The organism is Nocardia donostiensis (genome assembly GCF_002081715.1).
GTDB classification, from domain to species: domain Bacteria; phylum Actinomycetota; class Actinomycetes; order Mycobacteriales; family Mycobacteriaceae; genus Nocardia; species Nocardia donostiensis.
On sequence record NZ_MUKP01000011.1, the window covers coordinates 83,098 to 107,784 of the forward strand.

The following is a 24,687-nucleotide window of genomic DNA, read 5'->3' on the forward strand; positions in this document are numbered from 1 at the left end:
GGCTGTGCCGGGCGGTACTCTGCGGTGACGTTCACCATCGAGATGATCGGGAGTGCCAGGGATGGGTCGCGTGCGGGCAGGCCGCCGGAAATCGTTACGGGATGCAAAAACGCTGATCACCGGCGCCGCGAGTGGGATAGGACGAGCGACCGCGCTGGCTGCGGCCGCCCACGGGGCGCTGCTGGTTCTCACCGATATCGATGCCGCCGGGCTGGACGCGACCGTCGCCGAGATCGAACAGGCGGGCGGTACAGTGCTCGCCGCCGAGGCGCTCGATATCACCGATGCCGATGCCGTCGCCGAATTCGCCGCCCGGGTGCACGAGACGCACGGCAGCCTCGACGTGGTGATGAACGTGGCAGGCACTTCCGTCTGGGGCACGGTGGACAATCTGGAACTGCGGCATTGGCGACGGATGATCGACGTCAACCTGATGGGGCCGATCCATGTGGTGGAACGTTTCGTCCCGCCGATGGTGCGGGCCGGGCGCGGCGGCGCGCTGGTCAATGTTTCGTCGGCGGCCGGGTTGCTCGCGTTGCCCTGGCATGCCGCCTACAGCGCCAGTAAATACGGTTTGCGCGGTATGTCGGAGGTGTTGCGGTTCGAGTTGGCCCAGCACGATATTTCGGTGCATGTGGTGGCACCGGGTGCGGTGAACACACCACTGGTGCACAGCTTCGATCTGGTCGGTGCGGACAAAGACGATCCGCGGGTGCAGCGGTTGATGAACCGCTTCACCCGGCATGCGGCATCGCCCGAGCAGGTGGCCACCGCGATTCTGCGGGGAATCGAACGCAACCGGTTCCTGGTGTATACCTCGTTCGATATCAGGTTCGGCTACTGGTGGAAGCGTAAATTCGCCTTCCCGTACGAGTTCCTGATGCGTCAGGCCAATGTCCAGTTCAGCAGGTTGCAGAAGTCGCTGAACCAGGGCTCGCCGAAGCCGCCGGTTCAGGGGAAGCCGACGGCGCGCACGGATTCTCCGGATCGGAGCTGACCGCGCAGGAATCCGGCTGTTCCGGTTCGTGCTCCGAGCGGGGACGGCCGATATCGTCAGGACAGTTGAGGTGTACATCGAGCACGCGCGCGCCGGGACCTTCGTCGCCCAGATGATCGTATTCGTTGACCAGTTTGCAGCTGCCGAGCGACAGACAGCCGCAGCCGATGCAGCCGGTGAGGTTGTCGCGTAACCGCACCAGCTGGGCAATGCGTTCGTCCAGATCGGCTTGCCAGGCGGTGGATACGGTCGCCCAGTCGCGGCGGGTGGGGGTGCGTCCCTCGGGCAGCCGGTCCAGTGCGGCCCGGATCTCGCTCAGCGGTATGCCGACTCGTTGGGAGATGCGGATGAACGCGACCCGGCGCAGCGTTTCCCGCGTATAGCGGCGTTGATTGCCGCTGGTGCGCCTGCTGAATATGAGTCCCTCGCGTTCGTAGAAGTGCAGCGCGGAAACCGCGACTCCGCTACGCTCGGACAACTGACCGGGGGTCAGTTCTTTGGCACGCCAATCCGCTGTCGACATGATGCACTCCTCCTTTAGCTAAACCATACTTTAGGTTAGCTGGGTGCTGTGCGGAAACGGATCGATCACCGTTCGGCCGCCCGGTTGGCGAAACCCTGCGAATTCGCCGAAACCGGCGCATCTGCGGCGCATGTTACGTGCTCGGAGGCCGCGCGCGAACTACGGTCGGATCATGGGAGCAGAAGCCGTACCCGGCCGCCCGAGCCGGCCAAGCACTGGGTCCGCCGCGGAACCCGGCCGGACGCTGGGAGTGAACACCGAGGTGGGCGCGCTGCGCGCGGTGCTGCTGCACCGACCCGGCGACGAATTGCGCAGGCTCACCCCGCGCAACAACGATCAGCTGCTGTTCGACGGCATACCGTGGGTCGAACGCGCACAGGCCGAACACGACCTCTTCGCGGGCGTACTGCGCGAGCACGGGGTGGAAGTGCTGCTGCTGGCCGATCTCCTCGCCGAAACCCTCGCCGTCAGCGGTGCCGCCCGCATCCAGGGCATAGCGGCCGCGGTGGACCCGCGCCGCCTCGGTCATACGCTCGCCGACGAACTCTCCGCCCACCTGCGCGGTGTGCCCGCGCCGGAACTGGCCCAGATCCTGATGGCGGGGATGACATTCGACGAACTACCGTTCGGCTCCAGCGATATCGCCAATACTTCACTGGTGCGCCGCATGCACCACGGCGGGGATTTCGTCATCGACCCGCTGCCGAACCTACTGTTCACCAGGGACTCGTCGTTCTGGGTCGGCCCGAAGGTCGCGATCACCGCGCTGGCGTTGCCCGCGCGGGCACGCGAAACCTCGCTCACCGATCTGATCTACGCGTTCCATCCCCGGTTCCTCGGGGTGCGGCGCGCCTACGAATCTCATACCGCGCCTATCGAAGGCGGTGACGTCCTGCTGCTCGCTCCCGGTGTTGTCGCGGTCGGTGTCGGCGAACGCACCTCACCCGCCGGGGCGGAAGCGCTGGCCCGCAGCCTGTTCGACGACGAGCTGGCCCATACCGTGCTGGTGGTCCCGATCGCGCAGAACCGCGCCACCATGCACCTGGACACCGTGTGCACCATGGTCGACACCGATGCCGTGGTGATGTACGCAGCGGTCCGGGAAACGCTCACCGCCTACACCATCCAGCGCGCCGCCGACCACGACCGCGGTTCCGGCCGGGTGCTGCTGCGCGGCCCCGACCCGTTTCTGCCCGCCGCGGCCGAGGCCATGGGCATCGGGAAGCTGCGGGTGATCGATACCGGACTCGACGGCGTCACTGCCGAACGGGAACAGTGGGACGACGGCAACAACACCCTGGCCCTGCGGCCCGGGGTTGTGATCGCCTACGAACGCAACGAGATGACCAATACCAGGCTGGCCGACGCCGGTATCGAGGTGCTGCCCATCCCCGGATCGGAATTGGGTTCCGGCCGGGGCGGCCCCCGCTGCCTGTCCTGCCCGCTGGCCAGAGACGAAACCTGAACGAGGGCATATGTTCGACATCACGGTGTCCCACGACTCCGCAATACCGCCGTACGAACAGCTGCGGCAGGCCGTGCTCGCCCGGGTACGGTCCGGTGAGCTGGCGGCGGGCACGAAGATCCCGACCGTGCGCGCGCTGGCCGGGCAACTGAACTTGGCGCCGAACACGGTGGCCCGCGCCTATCGCGAATTGGAACAGGACGGGGTGGTGCAGACCCGCGGCAGGCTCGGTTCGTTCATCGCCTCATCCGGTGACCCGACTCGCGACGCCGCAGGACGCGCCGCCACCGACTATGTGGCGGCGGTGCGCAGGCTAGGCCTCGACGACGAGGCCGCGCTGAACTACATCAAAGCGGCCCTGGCCGGACAGTGAGCACTCGCGGATCCACCGTGCTCACCGCCAACTGGGCAGCCACAGATGATCTTGCCAGTTACCTGGCGTGATCGGCAGCGCGGTCAGGATCGGCCACAGCCAGATGAAGTTGGCGATCACCAGGCCCAGGTACAGGCAGACGGTGAGCAGTCCGAGGCTGTACCGCTCGCTCGGTTCGGTACGGGTGCCGGTCGCGGCGGGCCCGCGCGCTATTGTTCGCCGTGCGGTGCCGAGGAGATCGCCCAGCGCCAGGGTCAGCGCCATCACCAGGAACGGGGCCAGCGCCACCGCGTAGAAGTAGTACATCTGCCGGTCCAGGGCGAGGAACCAGGGCAGCAGTGCGGCACCGTAAGCGGTCAGCACCGACGCATAACGCCAGTCACGACGGACCACCCAGCGCCACAGCCCCCACAGCAGCACCGGCAGCGCCACCCACCAGATCGCGGGCGTGCCCACCAGCATCACGGCCTTGACGCAGGTGGTCTGCCCGCATCCGGTGACCCCGTTGTCGGCGTAGTAGTACAGCATCGGCCGCAACCCCATCGGCCAGGTCCACGGTTTGGACTCCCACGGATGATGGTTGCCCGCCGAGTTGGTCAGCTCGGAATGGAATTCCAGCGTCCTGGAGTGGAAATACCACAGCGAGCGCAGCGCGTCCGGGACGATATGTGACCAGAAACCGCCGGTGCCGATCTTGTCCTCGGGTGCGTTCGGGTTGCCCGGCATGTACCGGTACACCCCGGTCTCGCTGCTGAACCAGGCCGCGTACGAGGCCAGATACACCCCGATCGGAATCAGCACCAGCGCGTACAGGGCGGGCACGATATCGCGCAGCGCGGTACCAAGCACCGGCTTGCGCACCCCGTACGCGCGCCGCGCCGCCAGATCGAAGAACACGCTGAGCAACCCGAACGCGGCGATGAAATACAGCCCGGACCATTTGGTGCCGCACGCGAGCCCGAGCAGCACTCCCGCTCCGAACCGCCACCAGCGCACCCCCAGGCGCGGCCCCCACGGGCTGGCCCCGATCCGGCCCTCCAGGTCGGCCTTGGCGATCCGAGCGCGCACCTCGTCGCGGTCGACGATCAGGCAGCCGAAGGCCGCGGTGCCGAACAGTGCGAGGAAAATATCGAGCATCCCGATCCGGGAGGACACGAACATCACCCCGTCGGCGATCAGCAGAATCCCCGCGACCGCGCCGAGCAGGGTGGAGCGGGTCATCCGGCGCACGATCCGGATCACCAGCAGCACCAGCAGGGTCCCGGCGACCGCGGCGGAGAACCGCCAGCCCCAGCCGTTGTAGCCGAACAGCGCCTCACCGAGCGCGATCAGCTGTTTACCGACCGGGGGATGCACCACCAGCCCGTATCCCGGGTTGTCCTCCACCCCGCCGCCGGTCAGCATCTGCCAGGCCTGTGGTGCGTAGTGCTTCTCGTCGAAAACCGGGGTGCCCGCATCGGTCGGATAGTTGAGCATGGTGAACCGGGTCACCGCCGCGATTGCGGTCAGGAACAGGGTGACCACCCAGCCGCGCACGGTGTCGGTGGGACCGATATCAGGGGAGGGGCGCAGCGGGGCGGGACTCGACCAGGAACGCAGAGGCCGCGCGGGCACGGTCGAGCGCTGGTCGGTCACCTGTGTCACGCCCCGATCGTATGCTGTGCGCGACCGCGTCAGTTGCGGTGGATGCGCGGCGGGAGCCCGGACCGGCGGGTGGATACGCTGCCATGGGTGACGACGAGCCCACCGGGGCCGGGTCGAGGCGGGAGTGCGGTGGTAGACGGATCAGGGTCGACAGTATCGGGCTCGACGGGTGTGCTGGTGCTGGCGGCCACACCGATGGGTGATATCGGCGACGCGTCGCAGCGGTTGCGGGATGCGCTCGGCAGCGCCGATATCGTCGCGGCCGAGGACACGCGCCGTACCAGGGCATTGGCGAAAGCGCTGGGGGTGGAGATCACCGGACGGGTGATCAGCTTCTACGACCATGTGGAGGCCGCGCGCGTGCCCGCCCTGACCGACGAGATCGCGGCCGGGCGCACCGTGCTGCTGGTCACCGACGCCGGGATGCCGTCGGTGAGCGATCCCGGATACCGGATGGTCGCCGCCTGCGTCGCCCGCGGGCTCGACGTGACCTGCCTGCCCGGGCCGTCGGCGGTCACCACCGCGCTGGCGCTGTCGGGGCTACCGGTGGACCGGTTCTGCTTCGATGGTTTCGCGCCCCGCAAGGCGGGGCAGCGCAAGGAGTGGTTGCACACCTTGAGTGCCGAGCCGCGGGCCTGCGTGTTCTTCGAGGCCCCGCATCGGCTGGCCGACTGCCTGGCCGATGCCGCCGACATCCTCGGCGGTGACCGGCGCGCGGCGGTGTGCCGGGAACTCACCAAAACCTACGAGGAAGTAGTCCGCGGCACCCTTGCCGAATTGGCGGAATGGGCGGTAGCCGGTGTGCGCGGCGAGATCACCGTTGTCGTCGAAGGTGCCCGCCCCGGCGCGGCCGACCCCGCCGAACTTGTCGCCCAAGTCGAGGAACGTGCCGCCGCAGGCCTGCGGTTGAAGGACGCGAGCGCCGAGATAGCCGCGGTCGCAGGCGTTTCCCGGCGAGAACTCTACGATGCGGTGCTGGCCGCTCGGCGCTCCGCGAACCGCTGACCCACCGCGAGACCACACCGGCCCGCACTGACCTGCCGGGAAGGCGTATCGCGTGCGCTACGGCGGTCTCGCGGGAATGATCGGGGTATGACTTCTTTGGAAAGCCGCGCCAAAGTGCTCCTCGAACTGCATACCCCGGGTGATCCGGTCGTGCTGCCGACCGTATGGGACGCCTGGTCGGCGCAACAGGCGGTGGCCGCGGGCTTTGCGGCACTGACCGTCGGCAGCCATCCGGTGGCCGATTCGATCGGACGCAGCGACAACGAAGGGATGACCTTCGAGGAGCTGCTCACCCGAGTCCGGCAGATCACCGACGCGGTCGATGTGCCGGTATCGGTGGATATCGAATCCGGCTACGGCCTGCAGCCCGCCCAGTTGGTCGACGGTCTGTTCGAGGTAGGGGGCGCCGGGCTCAATATCGAAGACACCGTGCACAGCGAGAACCGCAGGCTGCGCGGCGCGCAGGAGCACGCCGATTTCGTGCACGGACTGCGCCAGTACGCCGACGCCGCCGGCGTGCACCTGGTGATCAACGCCCGCACCGACCTGTTCCTGCGCCGCGAAGGCGAGGACAGCGACCGGGTGGACCGCGCCATCGAACGATTGAAACTGGCCGCCGCCGCAGGTGCCGACGTGCTGTACCCGGTCGGCAGGCATTCCGAGGCCGTTATGCGCAGGCTGACCTCGGAACTGCCGCTTCCGGTGAACGCGATCGCGCTGCCGGACGCACCGGATGTGCCGGGCAAGGCCGAACTCGCCGCCCAAGGCGTCGCCCGGATCAGCTTCGGCCCGTACCTCCAAGCGGCCCTCACGGCACAGCTGACCCGGATTCTCGCCCCTTGGTCCTGACGGCGCGGGCCGACGTAGACCGTCCACAGACCGCACGCCAGAGCGAATACAGGAAGGCAGGCAGGCCGCACGGTCAGAGCAAAGACGGTGTAGGCAGACCTCTCATAGCCGTGCGAATGCGGTAGGCGCACCTCAAAGCGCACGCCCGGAGCGAATGCGGAGGTACGCCTTAATCCTCTTTGGGCTCCACGTAGCGTGGGTAGACCGGCTCCGGGGCGGGCAGCGGGGTGCCGGGGACCAGCGGTGTGGCGATATCGGCGAAGGTGCGGTCGGTCTGGGCCAGCAGGTCCAGGATCTTGGCCGCTGAGCCCGGCATCACGGGCTGCACCAGGATCGCGACGATACGCACCACTTCGAGGGTGGCGTACAGCACCGTCGCCATCCGGGCCAGGTCCGCTTCGGTCCCGGATTTGCGCAGCGCCCAGGGTGCCTGTGCGGAGAAGTACTTGTTGGTCTCGCCGAGGGTCAGCCAGATCGCCTCCAGCGCCAAGTGCATCTGCTGGGTGTCGAATTCGGCGCGGCAGCGCTCGAGGAGGCCGCCCGCCCGGTCGAGCAGCGCCTGGTCCTCGGGGGTGAACTCGCCGGGCGTCGGCACCGCCGCGCCGCAGTTCTTGGCGACCATGGTCAGGCTGCGCTGCACCAGGTTGCCGAATTCGTTGGCCAGGTCGGCGTTGATCCGGCCGACGATCGCGTCGTGGCTGTAGCTGCCGTCCTGGCCGTAGGAGATCTCGCGCAGCAGGAAGAAGCGCACCGCGTCCAGGCCGTAGGCGTCGACGAGTTCGAGTGGGTCGACCACATTGCCGACCGATTTCGACATCTTTTCGCCCTTGTTGTAGAGGAACCCGTGCACGAACACCCGTTGCGGCAGTTCGATACCGGCCGACATCAGGAACGCGGGCCAGTACACGGTGTGGAAGCGGGTGATGTCCTTGCCGATGATGTGCACGTCCGCCGGCCAGTACTTGGTGAACGCCGCCGATTCGGTATCGGGGAAGCCGACGCCGGTGAGGTAGTTGGTGAGCGCGTCCACCCACACGTACATCACATGGTCCGGATGGCCGGGCACCGGGACACCCCAGTCGAAGGTGGTGCGGGAGATCGACAGATCCTTCAGGCCCGCCTTGACGTAGCTGACGATCTCGTTGCGGCGGGTCGCTGGGGCGATGAAATCGGGGTGCTCGTCGTAGAGGGCGAGCAGTTTGTCCTGATAAGCCGACAGCCGGAAGAAGAAGTTGGATTCCTCGGTCCAGGTGACCGGGGTGTTGGTTTCGGTGGCGACCCGGGTTCCGTCGTCGAGCAGGGTGGTTTCTTCCTCGGTGTAGAACGCTTCGTCGCGCACCGAGTACCAGCCGGAGTAGTTGTCCAGATAGATATCGCCGTTGGCCAGCATCCGCTCCCAGATGGCGATGCTTGCGGCCTGGTGATCCTCGTCGGTGGTGCGGATGAACCGGTCGTAGGAGATGTCGAGGGCTTTGTCCATCTGCTCGAACACATCGGAGTTGCGAGCGGCCAGCTCCTCGACGGGCACCCCCTCGGCGGCCGCGGTCTGCTGCATTTTCTGCCCGTGCTCATCGGTTCCGGTCATGAAGAACACGTCGTACCCGTCCAGTCGCTTGAACCGGGCGAGGGCGTCGGTCGAGATGTACTCGTACGCGTGCCCGATATGCGGCGCTCCGTTCGGGTAGGCGATGGCCGTTGTGATGTAGAAGGCGGGACGGTCGGCTGCGTTCATGGTGTGTCTACTGTAATGCGCGTGCCTTTTTTCGCTCGCGTGATATTGCCGTCGGGTCCCCGCGTCGCGTCCGGGCCGGTGGGGGTGGGTCGATGAGCGCCAAGCGCCCAGCGCCGCCGCTGCCCGAACCGCTGCCGCCGCTGATCGACGCGCACACCCATCTCGATGCGTGTGGAGCCACCGATGCCGAATCGGTGGCGGTGATGGTGGACCGCGCTGCGGCGGCCGGGGTGGGGCGGGTTGTCACCGTCGCCGACGACCTGGCCGCGGCCCGCTGGGCGGTGGCAGCCGCGAACTCCGACGAACGGGTGTACGCGGCCGTCGCCTTGCATCCGACCAGGGCGAACGCTCTCGACGACGCGGCGAAGGCGGAACTGGAGAAGCTGGCTGGTGACCCGCGGGTGGTTGCGGTCGGGGAGACCGGGTTGGATTACTACTGGCCAGGGAAACTGGCGGGCTGCGCGGATATCGACACCCAGATCGAGGGTTTCCGCTGGCATATCGACCTGGCGAAACGGATCGGAAAACCGCTGATGATCCACAACCGGGAAGCCGATCACGACCTGCTGGCCGTGCTGCTTGACGAGGGCGCACCGGAAACGGTGATATTTCACTGTTTTTCTTCGGATACGAATATGGCGCTGGCCTGTGTGGCGGAGGGATATCTGCTGAGTTTCTCCGGAACGGTGAGTTTCACCAATGCCAGAGACCTGCGGGAGGCCGCGCAGGTGGTGCCAGACGGGCAGCTGCTGGTGGAAACCGATGCCCCGTATTTGACCCCGCACCCATATCGTGGTGCGCCGAACGAGCCGTACTGCCTGCCCTACACCGTGCGCGCGCTGGCGGGCCTGCGCGGTCAGGATCCGGGCGAGCTGGCCGAGATCAGCACCGCCAACGCGAAACGCGTTTACGGAATTCGGTAGCCCTCCTTGCGGGAGCGGTTACCTCGAGAATTTGCGGTGTGATCTATCTCATAATCTATGCCGGGTTTGTTATCTACCTGCGGCGTCTATACCTGCGCGTAATGTGAAAACCTGCTGCTCCAGCTCTTGCTGTTGTCGGCGAGCTGAGGCTTCGTTATCGTCCCGTGATCGTGTCGCCTTTCACGAGGATCAATTCCTCCCGCTCGCCACTGCTGTACGCGGCGATCGCGGCTCTGCTACTGACCTTGATCGTCGGCGCCGGGATGGCGATCGCGAACCGTAAAACAGTGACGGTCGTGGTCGACGGAGTGGAAACCAGTTATGCGACCATGGGCCGCGATGTGCGCGGGGTGCTGAAGGACGCCGGATACGAACTGACCGAGCGGGACGTGGTCTCGCCCGACCCCGGATCAGCCGTGGCCGACGGCGCCACCATCACCCTCGACCGTGCCAGGCCGATCCAGCTCACCATCAACGGCGAAGCCGAACAGGTGTGGACCACCGGTGCGACGGCCGGTGCAGTGCTCGAAGAACTCGGTATCGAGGACGACGCCTACGTTTCTGCCGACCGCGACACGCCGATCGACCTCACCGGCAGCGAACTCGTGGTCGCCACCCCGCGCACGATATCGCTGGTCGACGGCGCGGCCGCGCCCGTTGACCTGCGCCTAGCCGCCCCGACCGTCGGTGCACTGCTCGCCGCAGCGGGCGCGCCCCTGCGGGAGCACGACACCGTGGAGCCCGCCGCCGACACCCCGCTGACCGACGGTATGCGCATTACGGTGACCAGAAAGCAGGTCGAGCAGCGCACCGAACGGCTGCCGCTGCCGCCGCCGGAGAACACGATCGAGGATCCGACGCTCAATATGAGCCGCACGGTCGTCGAAACCGAGGGCAAACCCGGTGTTCAGGACGTCACCTTCACCATCACCACCGTCAATGGTCAGGAGGTCGGCCGCGAGGAGATCTCCTCCGAGGTGATCGTGACGGCACAGCCCAGAACTGTGCGCAAGGGCGCCAAACCCGGCACCGAAGTGCCCCCGGTGCGCAACGGTGATATCTGGGACGCGCTGGCCGAATGTGAGGCAGGCGGTAACTGGAAGATCAATACCGGCAACGGCTATTACGGCGGTATCCAGTTCGACCAGAGCACCTGGGAGCGACAGGGCGGCCTGCGTTACGCCCCACGCGCCGACCTCGCCACCCGCGAAGAGCAGATCGCGATCGCCGAGGTCACCCGGGAGCGCCAGGGCTGGGACGCCTGGCCTGCCTGCACCGGTCGCCTCGGCCTCGACTGATCCCTCGGGCCCATCGAGGCGGAGGGGTTGCGGGGAGGTTGGTAGGTTTTGGCGGTGTCCGGAGTCGATGATGCTGCAGGTGCCGGGGCTGTTGATGTGGCGGCTGCCCGCGGGAAGGCCGCATTGCTCGGCCCTGCCGAGGTGCGGGCTTTGGCCGAGCAGTTGGGGGTGCGTCCGACCAAACAGCTGGGGCAGAACTTCGTGCACGACGCCAACACAGTGCGCCGGATCGTCACCGCCGCCGGGGTGGGGCGCGCGGATACAGTGCTCGAGGTCGGACCTGGGCTCGGTTCGCTGACGTTGGCGCTGCTGGATGTGGTGGACCGGGTGATTGCCGTCGAAATCGACCCGGTGCTGGCCGGGCGCCTGCCGGAGACGGCAGCGCAGCGCGCGCCGGAACTGACCTCCCGCCTGAATGTGGTGCACGGTGACGCGCTGCGGGTGCGCGCGGCCGATCTGCCCGCTGTCCCGACCGCGCTGGTGGCGAACCTGCCCTACAACGTGGCGGTACCGGTACTACTGCATCTGCTGGCCGAGTTCCCGAGTATCGCGACCACGTTGGTGATGGTGCAGGCCGAGGTCGCCGACCGGCTGTCGGCCGCTCCCGGTGGTCGGGTGTACGGGGTGCCGAGTGTCAAAGCGGGTTTCTTCGGCAGGGTGCGCCGGGCCGGGGCGGTGGGGCGTCAGGTGTTCTGGCCGGTGCCGCAGGTCGAATCGGGACTGGTGCGGATCGACCGCTTCACCGAATCGCCGTGGCCGGTCGACGACGACTATCGCCGCCGCGTCTTCGAGGTCATCGATGCCGCGTTCGCTCAGCGCCGCAAAACCCTGCGCGCCGCCCTGTCCGGCTGGGCGGGCTCGCCCGCCGAAGCTGAACGGCGCCTCACCGCCGCCGGTATCGCACCGACCGTTCGCGGGGAAACCCTCGACACGGCGGCGTTTGTCAGGCTCGCCGCGCAGGCGTGAGGATTCACCGCGGTAGCCGAGGTCGCTGCCGGACGTGAACCGACGCCGGACGCGGAGGTGGACCGATGATCCGCCCGCGATCGGCGTCGGCTCCGAACGGCCTCACTTGGCGAGTTCGTATCCGGCTTCGTCCACAGCTGCGGCGACGTCGGTATCGGCTACCGGTGCGGTGCTGTCGATCCGCACACGGCCGGAGGCGAGGTCGACGTCCACGCTGGTGACACCGTCGATCTTGCCGATTTCGGTTTTCACCGAGTTGACGCAGTGTCCGCAGGTCATACCGGTAACGGTGTAGGTACTGGTGGACATGTCCGACTCCTTCGCTTCATACGGGCGGGGGGTATCCCGACGCGATTCAATATACCCCCTAGGGGTAATCGTGCGCAAGTGGTGCAGCGTCCGAGCACGTCGTGGCTGCATCGCCCCCGCCATGGTCGGCGGTAACCGTGCCGGTCCTCGGGGCATCATGCGTTCCGAATGCGACGGCGACCCGGCTAGCGGTTGGATGCGGTCGGATATCCGGCTACGCCTGCGCCCAGCGACCGTCGCTTGACCTCGGCGTGCGAAATTCGTTCCCGGCAACACCGTATGTCCGGGATTCGCGTGTTGTGGCCGGTCCGCAAGTCAGTGGCAGGTTCCCGCGCGCCGCGCCGCCGCCGCATCCACCGTATAGGCGTACCTCCGCCTTCGCTCCGGCCATGCGCTCTTCTGTGTGCCTCTCGCATTTGCGTGGCTGTGTGTGGTCTGCCTGGCTGCCGCCTTTGCTCTGGGTGTGCGGCGTGCGTACCTGCGTCTTTGCTGCGGCCGTGCACAGGCTGCGGGCGAGCTTCGCTCGGCTGTGCCGTTAGGCTTGAATACTGTGCTGTCCGTAGTGCCCAGTCCCGTAACCGTGCGGGCGCCGTCGAAGGTCAACCTCCACCTCGGAGTAGGTGATCTCCGCTCGGACGGATACCACGATCTCACCACCGTTTTCCAGGCGCTTTCCCTCACCGACGATCTGGAGCTCGCCCCGGCGGCATCGCTGACCGTGCGGGTCACCGGGGAGTCGGCGGCCGAAGTACCCACCGACCGCACCAACCTCGTGTGGCAGGCCGCGGTGCGTCTGGCCCACCTGGGCGGGCGGGCTCCGCTGGTGGAGATCACCATCAACAAAGGGATTCCGGTGGCGGGCGGTATGGCGGGCGGCAGCGCTGATGCCGCCGCCGCGCTCGTCGGCCTCAACGAGCTGTGGGAGCTCGGCCTCAATCGCGACGATCTCGCCACCATCGCCGCCGAACTCGGCAGCGATGTCCCGTTCTCGCTGCACGGCGGCACCGCGCTCGGAACCGGCCGCGGCGAACACCTGCTTCCGGTGTTGTCGCGCAGCACCTTTCACTGGGTGCTTGCGCTGGCCAAAGGCGGACTGTCCACCCCGGCCGTGTACACCGAGCTGGACCGGCTGCGGGCGTACGGCAACCCACCGCGGCTGGGCGAACCGCAGCAGCTGATGCAGGCACTGGCCTCCGGCGACCCGAAACAACTGGCGCCCCTGCTGGGCAACGACCTGCAGGCGGCCGCCCTGTCACTGAAACCGGAGCTGCGCCGCACCCTGCGCGCGGGCGTGACTGCGGGCGCGCTGGCCGGACTGGTCTCCGGTTCCGGACCGACCTGTGCGTTCCTGTGCGAATCGGCCGACGCGGCAGTCGCGGTGGCGGCCGAACTCGCCGGAGCCGGAGTCAGCCGCAGCGTACGCACCGCGACCGGCCCTGTACCCGGCGCGCGTATCCTGGGGAGCCCCGGCCCCGAAGGGCCTACCGCACGTTCCGAGGGACCCCAGCCCGGCAAGCGCGGTTCGTAACACAGCATGGCGGGCACGGTTCGTGGCACAAGCCGGCGTCCGGCAAGCGCGGTTCGTGGTGAGCCCGGCGGGCGCGGTGCGTATCGCAGCTCAACAAGCGCGGTTCTGGCGCGGTCCGGCAAACGCGGGGTCGTGACACAGCCGCGGGCTCACTGGATTCCCGTCGGTACGCTGGCCTGGGGCGCGCTGTTTTTTGCGCGGCTAGCAGCAACGGAAGGATTCATGGCCAACCTGATCAACCTCGAGCAGGTCAGTAAGAGTTTCGGGATCACACCGCTGCTGGACGCGGTGTCGCTGGGGGTGCACGAAGGCGAACGTATCGGGGTGGTCGGCCTCAACGGCGGCGGTAAAACCACCCTGCTCGAGGTGCTGACCGGTATCGAGGAACCCGACAGTGGCCGGGTGAGCAGGCTGGGTGGGCTGCGGATGGCAGTGGTGACCCAGCGCGGCACGCTGCCCGCGGACGCGACCGTCGGCTCCGTGGTGCTCGCCGGCCTGGCCGAGGACACACTCGACGGGGATCTCGCCGAACACGAATGGGCCGCCAACCCGCGTATCCGTTCGGTTCTGGAAGGGATCGGTATCGCCGAACTCGGCCTCGACACCCCGGTCACCAACCTGTCCGGTGGCGAACGCCGCCGGGTTGCGCTGGCCGCCGCGCTGGTCAGGGAACTCGATCTGCTGGTGCTCGACGAGCCGACCAACCACCTCGACGTGGAAGGTGTGCAGTGGCTGGCCGGGCATCTGCTGGCGCGCCGCAGTGCCCTGGTTGTGGTCACCCACGACCGCTGGTTCCTCGACACCGTCGCCACCCGCACCTGGGAGGTTGTGGGCGGCAAGGTGGAAACCTATGAGGGCGGGTACGGCGACTGGATCTTCGCCCGCGCCGAACGGGCCAGGCAAGCCGACGCCTCCGAGGCGCGGCGGCGCAATCTGGCGCGCAAAGAACTGGCCTGGCTGCGGCGCGGCCCACAGGCGCGCACCTCCAAACCGCGTTATCGGGTGGAGGCCGCCGAGGCGCTGATCGCCGATGTGCCGCCGCCCCGCGATACCGTCTCGCTCGCCGCGTTCGCCCGTAAACGGCTGGGCCGGGTGGTGGTCGAACTCGAAGACGCCACGTTGACCACGCCGGACGGCCGCGAACTCGTGCACGAGCTGACCTGGCGGCTGGCGCCAGGGGAACGGGTCGGCCTGGTCGGGGTGAACGGCTCGGGTAAGACCACGCTGCTGCGTGCCCTCGCCGGCGACGTCGCTCCGGTCACCGGCACACGGGTGCAGGGACAGACCGTCCGCATCGGCTGGCTGCGGCAGGAACTCGACGATCTGCCCACCGATATGCGGGTGCTGGAGGCGGTCCAGCAGGTCGCCATGCGGATCACGCTGGGCGACGGCAGCAAAGTGGGCACCGAGATCTCGGCCGGGCAGCTGGCCGAGAGGCTCGGTTTCAGCCCGGCCCGGCAGCGCACCCCGGTGCGTGATCTGTCCGGCGGGGAGCGGCGCAGGTTGCAGCTCACCCGCATCCTGATGGCGGAACCGAATGTGCTGCTGCTGGACGAGCCGACCAACGATCTGGATATCGACACCCTGCAGCAGTTGGAAGACCTGCTGGACAGTTGGGCGGGTACCCTTGTGGTGATCAGTCACGACCGCTATCTGATCGAGCGGATCTGCGATTCGACCTGGGCGCTGTTCGGCGACGGGAAGCTCACCAACCTCCCGGGCGGTATCGAGGAATACCTGCGTCGTCGCGCCGAAACCGCAGGCAGGGAGGCTGACGCCCCGAAGGGCTCGGCGGCGAAATCGGCCGCAGCGAAGCAGGCAGTACCGCAGTCCGAGCCGGTGACCGACGCAGCCGCCTACCGCGCCGCCCGCAAGGAACTGAGCAAGCTGGAACGGTCCATCGACAAACTCACCGAGCAGGAGGAACGGCTGCACGCCGCGCTCGCCGACGCCGCGACCGACCCGGAGCGGCTGGTCACCCTCGGCACGGAACTCAAACAGGTGCTGGCCCAGAAGGAAACCGCCGAGGAACGCTGGCTCGAACTCGCCGAAGAGGTCTGAACGCGCCCCCGGCTCAGTCCCATTCTGCTGTCGGCCCCTCCTCCGGCACGGGCAGGCAAGCCCGGGCGAAATCCGCGCCGAAGTCGGTGAGCTCGATATCGCGGTAGTACAACGTGGTGTGTAATTCCGGCCGGTCGCGCACCGATGCCTGCGCCTCCAGCGGTTGATAACGCTCCGGGTCCCCCACCGGGTTCTCGGTGATATCGATCAGGCCGAGGCGGCGCAGGTTCGCCAGATAATGCTGGGTGCGGTCCGGGGACCGTAATCCGGCGTGCTCCCCGAGGAGCGTGATACCGGTTTCGGCGTGCTCTGCGTGGGGGTCGCGGGTGCGTTCATCGGGTATCTCGAGATACGGCTGCGGGCCGTTCAGGTGCAGCAGCCGCAGGATTCGTGTTTCATCGGAGGTCAGCGCGGCTGAGATCCCGGCGAATCCGGGGGTTTCGGCGCTGAGTCCGGTCACCGGCTCCGCTTGCAGCCCGAGCGCCCGGCGCAGGGCGTCACGGACCTCGCCGGCGGCCGCAGCGCGTATCTCACTCGGCGGCACCCCCGCCATGCTTTGCCGCATGATGGACCCGGTCACTTCGAGCGCGGTCCCGACACCCCAGCGTGCCGCGCCCGACATCGCCGTCCAGGCCGCTCCGGCCAATCCGGTGGCGGCGCGTACCGTCGTCGCCGGAGTCAGCGGCGGGCGCGGGCCGGTCCGGCCGCGTCGCGTGTTTTCCTCCGGCGGCACCTCCCGGCCCAGCGGCGTCATCGGCGTTTCGGCAGCGCTGCCGTCCGCGCTGTGCGGCTCAGGGGGTAGTTCAGTGGGCATCGGTCACAGCCATGTCGTCGCTACTCCTGTCCCGAAGACCAGAATGTGAGCGTATCCGGCGAAGAGTCCGAGCACACCGCCATGGACGAAAAGCAGCCATTCGTCCTGTTTGATGGCAGAGCGCAGCATATCGACGAAATCGTCCGGTGACAGCGCGGCCATCTGTTTGGCGATATAGCCGCTGATCTGCTTGCCCTGCCGGACGTTGAAATCGGGGTCGGCGAAGGCGATCGGGGCGATAGCCATCGCCTCATTGGTCAGCGTGGCCTGCAGCGAGTGGTACTCGCGGTTGCCGAGCATGAATTTCACCGCGCCGCGGGCCCGGCCGAGCGCCCGGTCGGCGGCCGGGCGCAGGGTGTCCTCCAGCATCTGCAGGGTGCGGTCCGAGCGCGGGCCGTTGAGCAGTTCGTCGCCGATATTGGCCACGGTCATCACCTGGGTCGACACCAGCTCGGCGTAGCCCTCGGTGATCTCGGGCTGCCGTTTGATCAGCAGACCTTGCCGCCACGGACACCACCACTTCGGATAGGCCGGGGCGAAGATCATGTTCAGACCGACCCAGTTGACCACCCAGCCGATGACCACCCCGCCGATCGGCAGCACGGCCAGCGTCGGCCATCCGGTCAGATGCAGGATCGCGACCAGCACAACACCCATAGGCGCGCCGAAATAGAAGCCGAAATTCTGCATGAACCGCAGCTCTTTGGCGCCGAGTACCTGGAACAGCTGGTTGAGCAGCTGCGGGCGGGCCTGGAAGTAGCGGATGACCATCTGCTTGACATCGAGCAGCTGATCGATATTGGCGCCGAGTTCCTCGGTGAGTTCCCGCAGGATGTCCGGCAGCTGCTGGCGCACCCTGGCATGCACCATCTCACGCACCTGGATGGGCAGGTTGTACCAGAGCTGAGGGTGCTCGCGGCGCAGGAGGTCTTCGACGATATCGCGGATCTGGGTGTCGGCGATCACCGTCAGATGTTCGGCGAGGGCGTCGGGTTCGAGCTCGCGGTAGAAGTCGGCGACGCTGCCCAGTTTCGACAGCCCTTTATCGACGGCGATGCTGGCCATCTTGTCCGCCCGCGACGGGACGATGCCCTGCCAGCCGAACCGGCCGTCGTAGCTGAGCAGCGGCAGCACCTGGATGCGTTTGGGCAGATACGGGTAGAGCGTGCGCAGCCCGGGCACCTGGACACCATGGAAACCGATCGGCCGGAACAGCATCAACACGCCGGTCCAGTTGGTGATGTAGCCGATGACACCGGTGAACAACGGGATGGTCAGCAACTCCAGGAGGATTGTCGGGTGGACCCCGAACAGACTCTCCAACACCCTGTCACCCTCCTGCCCCCGATGGTCGCCGCCACACCGGCACCTCAAATTAGCACCACGTCAGTAGCGTGGCCGACAGTGCCGCCAGAGTGTGCCACAGCACAGGTAGGGTTCGCAGACGTCGGCGCGACACACAACCGATCACGATCGATCGTGATCAGTGGACAATAATTCGGTGGGCGGGACTCGTTCACCTGGGCGATATCGGAGTAGGACGTGGCAGACGACAGGACCGGACAGGATGTGACCCGGGCCGGTTCCCGCGCTGTGGAACGCAGCTCGGATGTCGAGCAGCGACAGATCAGCAACGAGGCGCGGCTGATTCGCGGCGTGTTCCGGGCGGCGGGGCTGGCGGCGGGCACCGTGGTGCGCGGCGGTCAGTGGGCGGTCAACACCTCCTACGAGATGACCAGAGAGATCACCCAGGCCGCCCTCGACGGTGAATCCTCGGCCGAGATCGCCGAGCGCACCGGTAACGCCCTGCGGTCGATCGCGCGCAGTGCGCTCGGCGTCACCGAGGGGTCGGTGCGCGAGATCGTCAGCTATGTGCCGACTTCCCAGGCCCCACCACAGCAGGGTATCGCGATGGGGTCGTATCTGCGGTCGGCGAGTGTGGCGGAGCTACGCCACCGCGGCGATGCGCTGCTGGCCCGCTCGGCTGATGTGTACTTCACCGAGGAGGTGCACCCCGCCTATGACCGCATCCTGGACGAGCTGGCCCCCGACGAGGCGCGCATCCTGCGGTTCATGGCGCTCAACGGTCCGCAGCCGTCGGTGGATGTGCGCACCAATCGGCCGCTGGGCATCGGCTCGGAGCTGGTGGCAGGCGATCTGACCTCCGTACCGGAGCAGGCAGGGGTGCGGTACCCGGACCGGGCCCGTTCCTATCTGATCAACCTCAACCGGCTTGGCCTCACCCGTAACTCCGACGACCCGGTGGTGCTGAGCCGGTACATGGTGCTCGAGGTGCAGCCGGTGGTCGAGGCCGCGTTGAAACAGGCGGGCCGCGCGCCGAAAATCGTCCGCAAAAGCTTGCGCCTGACCGAATTCGGTGCTGATTTCTGCCAGACCTGCTTCACCCTCGGCGGGTGAGAATGCGCTCCCGGTTGGTCGCGATCTGATACAGATCTGGTCAACCTCGCTATACCGCCGATTTCGGTGGGATCGTGGAGATATGGACCAGGGCGAGGCGCAGCCGCAAACCGCGTCGAATGCCGTGCCGGGCATCGAGCCGACCGACGCGGCGGGCGCAGCGCTCGCGGCAGCACTGGAAGCCGGAGCGAAGATCGGCGGCCCCCCCAGAGTGGAGGCCGGGCCGGAACCACCGCTGACCATGGGACCGCCGCGACCCGGAATGAAACCACCCCCCCTGCCCGAGCACGCGCCCGCGGGCACCGACGATCTGGCCGCGATCAGCCGGTTGAAATTCCGGTATCTGCGCACCCTCGACACCAAACTGTGGGACGAGTTCGCCGACACGATGATCCCGGAGGTGACCGCAACCTACAGCGAATACCTGGAGTTCGAGTCGCGTGAGGCGTATCTGACGTTCATGCGAAACACCCTCGGCCCGAACGTCATCACCGAACATCGCTGCGAGCACCCCGAAATCGATATCGACGGCGACACCGCGACCGGCACCTGGTACCTCGCCGATACGGTGTTGATCCCCGCGCACAATATGCTGCTGCGCGGCGCCGCCTTCTACAACGACCGTTACGTGCGCTGCGACGACGGCCGCTGGCGTATCGCCCACACCGGCTACGAGCGCACCTACGAGGTGGTGCTTTCGCTCAGCGACCTGCCCAGCCTGCGATTGACGTCGAGCCGCTGGGGTCTGATCGCCAGGGAGACCGGTATCGAAACCGTCCGGCGCGACCCGGGGGCCGACGAAGCGCGCGAGGCAGGTTAGCGGAGTCAGTCGGTAGCGGCGACCAGCGGTTCCAGGGTCAGCTTCGGCATTTCCTTCTGGATGTACTGCAGCCGCCATTTATCGCTGAACAGGGCGAGCAACACTCCATCGCTGCGGGTGAACACCTCGACCCCACGCTGGCGGTCCAGCTCCGCGGCGGATGCGGCGTCGGTGCGCCGGGCCAGCGAATAGCCGAGGAAATCGAGCTGGGTCTCGACGTTGAACTCTGCCTGCATCCGGGCGGTGACCACCTCGAACTGCATCGGGCCTACCGCGGCGAGGACCGGGGAGGCCTCGCCGCGCACATCGTTGCGCAGGACCTGCACCACACCCTCGGAATCGAGTTGGTCGATCGCTTTGCGGAACTGTTTGTACTTACCCGCGCTCTGCGCGCGCAGCGCCGCGAAATGCTCCGGCGCGAACGACGGGATCGGCGGGAACTCGACCTTCTTGTCCAGGTAGAGGGTGTGCCCCGGTGCGAGCGCCGTCGCGTTGACCAAGCCGACGACGTCACCCGGATACGCGGTGTCGATCGTCGCGCGTTCCCGGCCGAACACGGTGAGCGCGTATTTGGTGGCGAACGGGCGGCCGGTCTGGGCGTGCGTCACCACCATGCCGCGCTCGAACTCCCCGGACACGATCCGCATGAACGCCAGCCGGTCCCGGTGGGCGGTGTCCATCCCCGCTTGCACCTTGAAGACAACCGCGCTGAACGGGTCGGTGGTCTGGCGTGGTGTGCCCGTGATATCGGTGCGCGGGCCGGGCGCAGGAGCGAACGCGACCAGGGTTTCGAGCAGTTGCCGCACCCCGAAGTTCAGCATCGCCGAGGCATAGATGACCGGTGAGGTCTGCCCGGCGAGGAACAGCTCCTGGTCGTGGACCTGCCCGGTGGCCGCCAGCAGTTCGCTTTCCTCCACGGCGGTGGTCCACGCCTCCCCCTCCCGAGCTTCGGCGGCCTCCGTGCTCAGCGTTTCCTCGCCTGCGATGGTCGCCCCGCCCGCGGTGCGGCTGAAGTGGAGGTATTCGGTGGCCTCCCCGTCGGGCCCGCGCCGCAGCAGGCCGCGGAAATCACCGGCGATGCCGACCGGCAGGAACAGCGGGGTGGGGGTGAGTCCGATTCGCTCGTCGATTTCGTCCAGCAGTTCCAGCGGCGCCCGCCCGGGCCGGTCCCATTTGTTGATCACGGTGATCACCGGGATACCGCGGTGGCGACACACCTGGAACAGTTTCAGCGTCTGCGGCTCCAGGCCCTTGGCCGCGTCGATCAGCATCACCGCGGCGTCTACCGCGGTCAACACCCGATAGGTGTCCTCGGAGAAATCGGAGTGGCCGGGGGTGTCGACCAGGTTGATCACATGGTCGATATCCGAGCCCGCGGCGCGGTATTCGAACTGCAGCGCGGTCGAGCTGACCGAGATACCGCGCGCCTGCTCCATCTCCATCCAGTCCGAGACGGTCGATTTGCGTCCGGCCTTGCCGTGGACGGCGCCCGCCTCGGCGATCTTGCGCGCATGCAGCGCCAGCGCCTCGGTGATTGTCGACTTGCCCGCGTCGGGATGGGAGATCACGGCGAAGGTGCGGCGCCGCGACACCTCGGCGGGTACCCCGCGCGGAGCGGACGCGAGGGCGCCCTGGGTGGATGCGGGCAACGGCAACAACCTTTCGGGCGAGCAGGCGATCGGCAACCTGTCCAGGGTACGCCAGCCGCCGTCACCTCCGCCGACCTGCCGCTGACCACCCGATTCTGTGAGGCCGCCGACCTTGCGTTATGGTGTTCGGGTTGTCTCGGCGAGGGTGACCGCAGACTTTGCGACACCGTGATCGACGCGGCGCGGCTTCCGGCCGTCCCTGTTCGGTCTTCGCCCGACGAGTAGACCACCGAGCCAGGGTGCGATTGCGCCCGGCGCACCACCAGCCCGGAAGAGCCGTAGGAGTAGATCCCATCATGTCCGACGTCAACCTTCTCGAAGCGACCGTTCGCACCGAGTTCGGCAAAGGCGCTGCCCGTCGTACCCGCCGCGCGGGCAACGTCCCTGCCGTGCTGTACGGCCACCAGACCGATCCGCAGCACCTGGCCGTCGACGCCCAGGCCTTCGCCGCCATCCTGCGTCAGCACGGCGCGAACGCGGTGATCAACCTCGTCATCGAGGGCAAGCAGCAACTCGCGCTCACCAAATCCGTTGTGATGCACCCGATCCGCCGCTACATCGAGCACGCCGACCTGCTGATCGTGCAGCGCGGCGAGCAGGTCACCGCCGAGGTTCCGGTCACCCTGACCGGCGAGGCAGGCCCGGGCACCCTGGTCACCCAGGAACTCACCACCGTCGCCGTCTCCGCCGATGCGCTGAATCTGCCGGAGTCCATCGAGGTGAACATCCACAACCTCGCGGCAGGTACCCAGATCACCGCGGGCGCGCTGGAGCTGCCCTCCGGTGTCAGCCTGGCCGACAATCCGGAGCTTCTGATCGTCAACATCATCGAGGCGCCGTCCGCAGCGGCCACCGGAGAGGCCGAAGCGGCCGAGGCCGAGAGCGCCGAATAAGAACGCTCCCGCGATCGACGACGATTCGCTGTGATGCTGTGATGCTGTGATGGCCGAAACCGCGCCCGCGCTCGTCGTCGGTCTGGGCAACCCGGGGTCCGGCTACGAGCGCACAAGGCACAATGTGGGCTTTCTGGTCGCCGACGTGCTCGCCGAGCGCGTCGGCGGCCGTTTTGCCGTGCACAAGAAGTCCGGCGCCGATCTGTTGCAGGCCCGGCTCGACGGCCGCCAGGTACTGATCGCCAAACCGCGGTCGTATATGAACCTGTCCGGTCGTTCGGTGGCTGCGCTGGCGAAATTCTTTTCGGTCCCACCGGCCGAGGTCGTGGTTGTGCACGACGAACTCGATCTGCCGTTCGGTGCGATCAAACTCAAACGCGGGGGCGGCGAAGGCGGCCACAACGGGCTCCGCTCGATATCGAGCGCGCTCACCACCAGGGATTACCTGCGCACTCGGATCGGCATCGGCCGCCCGCCCGGCCGCCAAGACCCGGCCGACTATGTGCTCAAACCATTCGCCGCACCGGAACGCAAAGAGGTTCCGGTGATCGTGGAACAAGCCGCCGACGCCGTCGAATTGCTCCTGCGCGTCGGGTTGGAAGCCGCGCAGAACCAGTTGCACTGAAAGCAGGCGCTACCGTGTCGCGCGATGTCCGGCCGGTGCAGCGCAGGGCGGTGCCGGGTCCGACCGGATATCGCGCGACGGTCTCAGCCGGGTAGATGCGCGGCCGTGGCGGCGCGGCGCAGCTTGCCGGATGAGGTTTTCGGCAGCGCTCCAGGGCCGAGTACCGCGACCGTACGGGGGCGAACCCCCACTTCCGAGAACACTTCGTGCACGATCTCGCGTTCGATGCGTTTGACCTCGTCCGGGTTCTGGTGGTCGTTGCTTTCCACCACCACCGCGAAACTCTCCCGTTTGTGCCCGGCGTCCAATCGCACCGCGACCGCGTTACCCGGGCGCACTCCGGATACCCGCACGGCCGCCCGTTCGATATCGGTGGGGTAGATATTGCGACCTCCCATGATGATGACGTCCTTGATCCGCCCGCACACCACTATCAGGCCCTCTTCGGTGAAATAGCCGATATCGCCGGTGTCGAGCCAGCCGTCGTCGTCTCGAGCGGGCAAGAACCCGTCCACAGTGATATAGCCGGAAGTCACAGCGGGACCGCGTAATTCGATGACACCGACCGACCTGGTCGGCAGCGGCTGCCGTTCCGTGTCGACGATCCGGCCTTCCAGTTCGTCGACCAGATATCCCAAGGTCGCCAGCCTGCGCACATTGTGCTGTTTACCGAAAACTTCGCCGCTCACCGGAACCGCCTTACCGAGGGCTTCCAGCAGATCGGCGTCGACGACGTCGATCACCTGCCCGCGCCCGGGATCCGGGATGGAGACAGCCAGGGTGGTTTCGGCCATACCGTAGACGGGGGTGAGCGCATTAGGGTTGAGCCCGAAGCGTTTACCGGCTGCGGCCAACGCCTCCATGGTGTCCGGGTCAACCGGCTCGGCACCGTTCCACATATAGCGGACACTGCCAAGATCCAGTGTTCCGTCTTCGGCTTTGGCCAGGCGCCGGGCCAGCAGTGCGTACGCGAAATTCGGTGCCGCGGTGACAGTTCCGCGGTATTTACTGATCAGCTCGGCCCACAGGATCGGCCTGCCGAGGAAATCCAGTGGCGTCACACACACCACTTCCGCGCCGAATTGCATGGGCACGCTGAGGAACCCGACCATGCCCATATCGTGGAAAAGCGGCAGCCAGCTGATCATCACATCGCTGTCGAGCTGGAATTTGACGCGGTTGAACATGGCGTGTGCGTTGACGAAGAAGTTCCCGTGGGTGATGCACACCGCTTTCGGTGAACCGGTGGAACCGGAGGTCAACTGTTGTAGCGCGATATCGGATTCCTCGGTGGGCAGCGGATCGGTGTCGGGGCCGTCGCGCATCTGGTCGATCCGGACCACGATGATCCCGCGCTCGACCAGCAGCGGTTCGGCGGCCTCGAACGGGGCACCGAGCACCACCGCGCGTGCTTCGATCATCGTCAGCACCGTTTCGGTATCGCGAGCCCACACGGCCAGATCGGTGCGCGGAGTCGGCTGATGCAGCATGGTGATCGACGCGCCGCGCATCCATACCGCTTGGCAGGCGGGTGCGATATCGACCGGCATCCCGGCCAGCACGCCCACCGCGTCACCGTGGCCGATACCGGCCGCCGCCAGCCCGCCCGCCATCCGGCGCGCGATCTGGTGGATCTGTCCCCAGGTTTGCCGCAGCGGGGTATCCGGTTCCCCGGTCACCAGGCCGCGCACGGATTCCCGCGCTGTCGCGTACATCTCGTCGGTGAACCTGCTCAAACTCGCACTCCTCGCCCACATCCAACGGCCGGTAATCGGCCCCCACCAACTATCCCGCG

At 67.1% G+C, this 24,687-nt stretch carries 21 protein-coding genes and 1 pseudogene; 14 read left to right on the forward strand and 8 right to left on the reverse strand.

Going from position 1 to position 24,687, the window contains the following annotated elements; translation table 11 throughout:
• Nucleotides 1-61: 61 nt before the first annotated feature.
• On the forward strand, nt 62-997 hold the full coding sequence (locus B0T44_RS09845; protein ID WP_081511873.1) for an SDR family oxidoreductase: 936 nt from the start codon (nt 62-64) through the stop codon (nt 995-997).
• On the opposite strand, the gene soxR is transcribed toward B0T44_RS09845, so the two are convergent.
• Nucleotides 903-1,520, reverse strand: a complete 618-nt coding sequence (gene soxR, locus B0T44_RS09850; protein ID WP_425436843.1) for a redox-sensitive transcriptional activator SoxR — start codon at nt 1,518-1,520, stop codon at nt 903-905. The two genes, B0T44_RS09845 and soxR, sit on opposite strands and share 95 nt — an antisense overlap.
• Nucleotides 1,521-1,692: 172 nt before the next feature.
• Here soxR and B0T44_RS09855 point away from each other — a divergent pair, with 172 nt between their 5' ends.
• Nucleotides 1,693-2,985, forward strand: a complete 1,293-nt coding sequence (locus B0T44_RS09855) for an arginine deiminase (protein ID WP_081511875.1) — start codon at nt 1,693-1,695, stop codon at nt 2,983-2,985.
• 10 nt (nt 2,986-2,995) lie between these two features.
• Entirely contained in the window at nt 2,996-3,358 is a 363-nt protein-coding gene (locus tag B0T44_RS09860; RefSeq protein ID WP_077116888.1) for a GntR family transcriptional regulator, read from the forward strand.
• Nucleotides 3,359-3,379: 21 nt separating this feature from the next.
• On the opposite strand, the gene B0T44_RS09865 is transcribed toward B0T44_RS09860, so the two are convergent.
• Nucleotides 3,380-5,002, reverse strand: coding sequence for a dolichyl-phosphate-mannose--protein mannosyltransferase (locus B0T44_RS09865; RefSeq protein WP_077116886.1), 1,623 nt, complete (start codon nt 5,000-5,002; stop codon nt 3,380-3,382).
• Nucleotides 5,003-5,131: 129 nt separating this feature from the next.
• Between B0T44_RS09865 and rsmI the strand changes: the two genes are divergently transcribed.
• Both rsmI and B0T44_RS09875 read left to right on the forward strand, forming a co-directional pair.
• Entirely contained in the window at nt 5,132-6,007 is an 876-nt protein-coding gene (rsmI, locus tag B0T44_RS09870; protein WP_254893672.1) for a 16S rRNA (cytidine(1402)-2'-O)-methyltransferase, read from the forward strand.
• 87 nt (nt 6,008-6,094) lie between these two features.
• Entirely contained in the window at nt 6,095-6,856 is a 762-nt protein-coding gene (locus B0T44_RS09875; protein ID WP_077116884.1) for an isocitrate lyase/PEP mutase family protein, read from the forward strand.
• Nucleotides 6,857-7,025: 169 nt separating this feature from the next.
• Here the strand turns inward: B0T44_RS09875 and metG are convergent.
• Nucleotides 7,026-8,594, reverse strand: a pseudogene (gene metG, locus B0T44_RS09880) (methionine--tRNA ligase); the annotation flags it as partial.
• Between the two features lie 86 nt (nt 8,595-8,680).
• Between metG and B0T44_RS09885 the strand changes: the two are divergent.
• The 3 genes from B0T44_RS09885 (at nt 8,681) to rsmA (ending at nt 11,775) form a co-directional block, all read left to right on the forward strand.
• Nucleotides 8,681-9,511 (forward strand): TatD family hydrolase, encoded by an 831-nt coding sequence (locus B0T44_RS09885; protein ID WP_077116880.1) that lies wholly within the window; start codon nt 8,681-8,683, stop codon nt 9,509-9,511.
• A gap of 170 nt (nt 9,512-9,681) precedes the next feature.
• Nucleotides 9,682-10,809, forward strand: a complete 1,128-nt coding sequence (locus B0T44_RS09890) for a resuscitation-promoting factor (RefSeq protein ID WP_077117029.1) — start codon at nt 9,682-9,684, stop codon at nt 10,807-10,809.
• Between the two features lie 96 nt (nt 10,810-10,905).
• The gene (rsmA, locus tag B0T44_RS09895; protein ID WP_139347820.1) at nt 10,906-11,775 is read left to right on the forward strand and encodes a 16S rRNA (adenine(1518)-N(6)/adenine(1519)-N(6))-dimethyltransferase RsmA; all 870 of its coding nucleotides are present in this window, start codon (nt 10,906-10,908) and stop codon (nt 11,773-11,775) included.
• 102 nt (nt 11,776-11,877) lie between these two features.
• Here rsmA and B0T44_RS09900 read toward each other — a convergent pair whose 3' ends face one another.
• The gene (locus B0T44_RS09900) at nt 11,878-12,084 is read right to left on the reverse strand and encodes a heavy-metal-associated domain-containing protein (protein WP_077116878.1); all 207 of its coding nucleotides are present in this window, start codon (nt 12,082-12,084) and stop codon (nt 11,878-11,880) included.
• Between the two features lie 550 nt (nt 12,085-12,634).
• Between B0T44_RS09900 and B0T44_RS09905 the strand changes: the two genes are divergently transcribed.
• Nucleotides 12,635-13,612: a 4-(cytidine 5'-diphospho)-2-C-methyl-D-erythritol kinase gene (locus tag B0T44_RS09905; protein WP_077116876.1), complete on the forward strand. Its 978-nt coding sequence runs from the start codon at nt 12,635-12,637 to the stop codon at nt 13,610-13,612.
• A 222-nt stretch (nt 13,613-13,834) separates the two neighbouring features.
• Nucleotides 13,835-15,673 (forward strand): ABC-F family ATP-binding cassette domain-containing protein, encoded by a 1,839-nt coding sequence (locus B0T44_RS09910; protein ID WP_077116874.1) that lies wholly within the window; start codon nt 13,835-13,837, stop codon nt 15,671-15,673.
• Nucleotides 15,674-15,686: 13 nt separating this feature from the next.
• Here the strand turns inward: B0T44_RS09910 and B0T44_RS09915 are convergent, their stop codons facing one another.
• On the reverse strand, nt 15,687-16,487 hold the full coding sequence (locus B0T44_RS09915; protein ID WP_077116872.1) for an Abi-alpha family protein: 801 nt from the start codon (nt 16,485-16,487) through the stop codon (nt 15,687-15,689).
• Between the two features lie 3 nt (nt 16,488-16,490).
• Nucleotides 16,491-17,813, reverse strand: a complete 1,323-nt coding sequence (locus B0T44_RS09920; protein ID WP_077116870.1) for a DUF445 domain-containing protein — start codon at nt 17,811-17,813, stop codon at nt 16,491-16,493.
• A 216-nt stretch (nt 17,814-18,029) separates the two neighbouring features.
• Here B0T44_RS09920 and B0T44_RS09925 point away from each other — a divergent pair, with 216 nt between their 5' ends.
• Together B0T44_RS09925 and B0T44_RS09930 are read left to right on the forward strand one after the other, a co-directional pair.
• Nucleotides 18,030-18,905, forward strand: coding sequence for an Abi-alpha family protein (locus B0T44_RS09925; protein WP_077116868.1), 876 nt, complete (start codon nt 18,030-18,032; stop codon nt 18,903-18,905).
• Between the two features lie 262 nt (nt 18,906-19,167).
• Nucleotides 19,168-19,725 carry a nuclear transport factor 2 family protein gene (locus B0T44_RS09930; protein ID WP_077117025.1) on the forward strand — a complete coding sequence of 186 codons (558 nt, stop codon included), beginning with the start codon at nt 19,168-19,170 and terminating at the stop codon, nt 19,723-19,725.
• A 5-nt stretch (nt 19,726-19,730) separates the two neighbouring features.
• Here B0T44_RS09930 and B0T44_RS09935 read toward each other — a convergent pair whose 3' ends face one another.
• Nucleotides 19,731-21,374 carry a peptide chain release factor 3 gene (locus tag B0T44_RS09935; protein ID WP_139347812.1) on the reverse strand — a complete coding sequence of 548 codons (1,644 nt, stop codon included), beginning with the start codon at nt 21,372-21,374 and terminating at the stop codon, nt 19,731-19,733.
• A gap of 296 nt (nt 21,375-21,670) precedes the next feature.
• On the opposite strand from B0T44_RS09935, the gene B0T44_RS09940 reads away from it, so the two are divergent.
• Both B0T44_RS09940 and pth read left to right on the forward strand, forming a co-directional pair.
• Entirely contained in the window at nt 21,671-22,267 is a 597-nt protein-coding gene (locus tag B0T44_RS09940) for a 50S ribosomal protein L25/general stress protein Ctc (protein ID WP_077116867.1), read from the forward strand.
• 49 nt (nt 22,268-22,316) lie between these two features.
• Complete coding sequence (gene pth / locus B0T44_RS09945) at nt 22,317-22,892, forward strand: aminoacyl-tRNA hydrolase (RefSeq protein ID WP_077116865.1); 576 nt, start codon at nt 22,317-22,319, stop codon at nt 22,890-22,892.
• A gap of 83 nt (nt 22,893-22,975) precedes the next feature.
• Here the strand turns inward: pth and B0T44_RS09950 are convergent, their stop codons facing one another.
• Complete coding sequence (locus tag B0T44_RS09950; RefSeq protein WP_077116863.1) at nt 22,976-24,628, reverse strand: fatty acyl-AMP ligase; 1,653 nt, start codon at nt 24,626-24,628, stop codon at nt 22,976-22,978.
• Between the last annotated feature and the right edge of the window lie 59 nt (nt 24,629-24,687).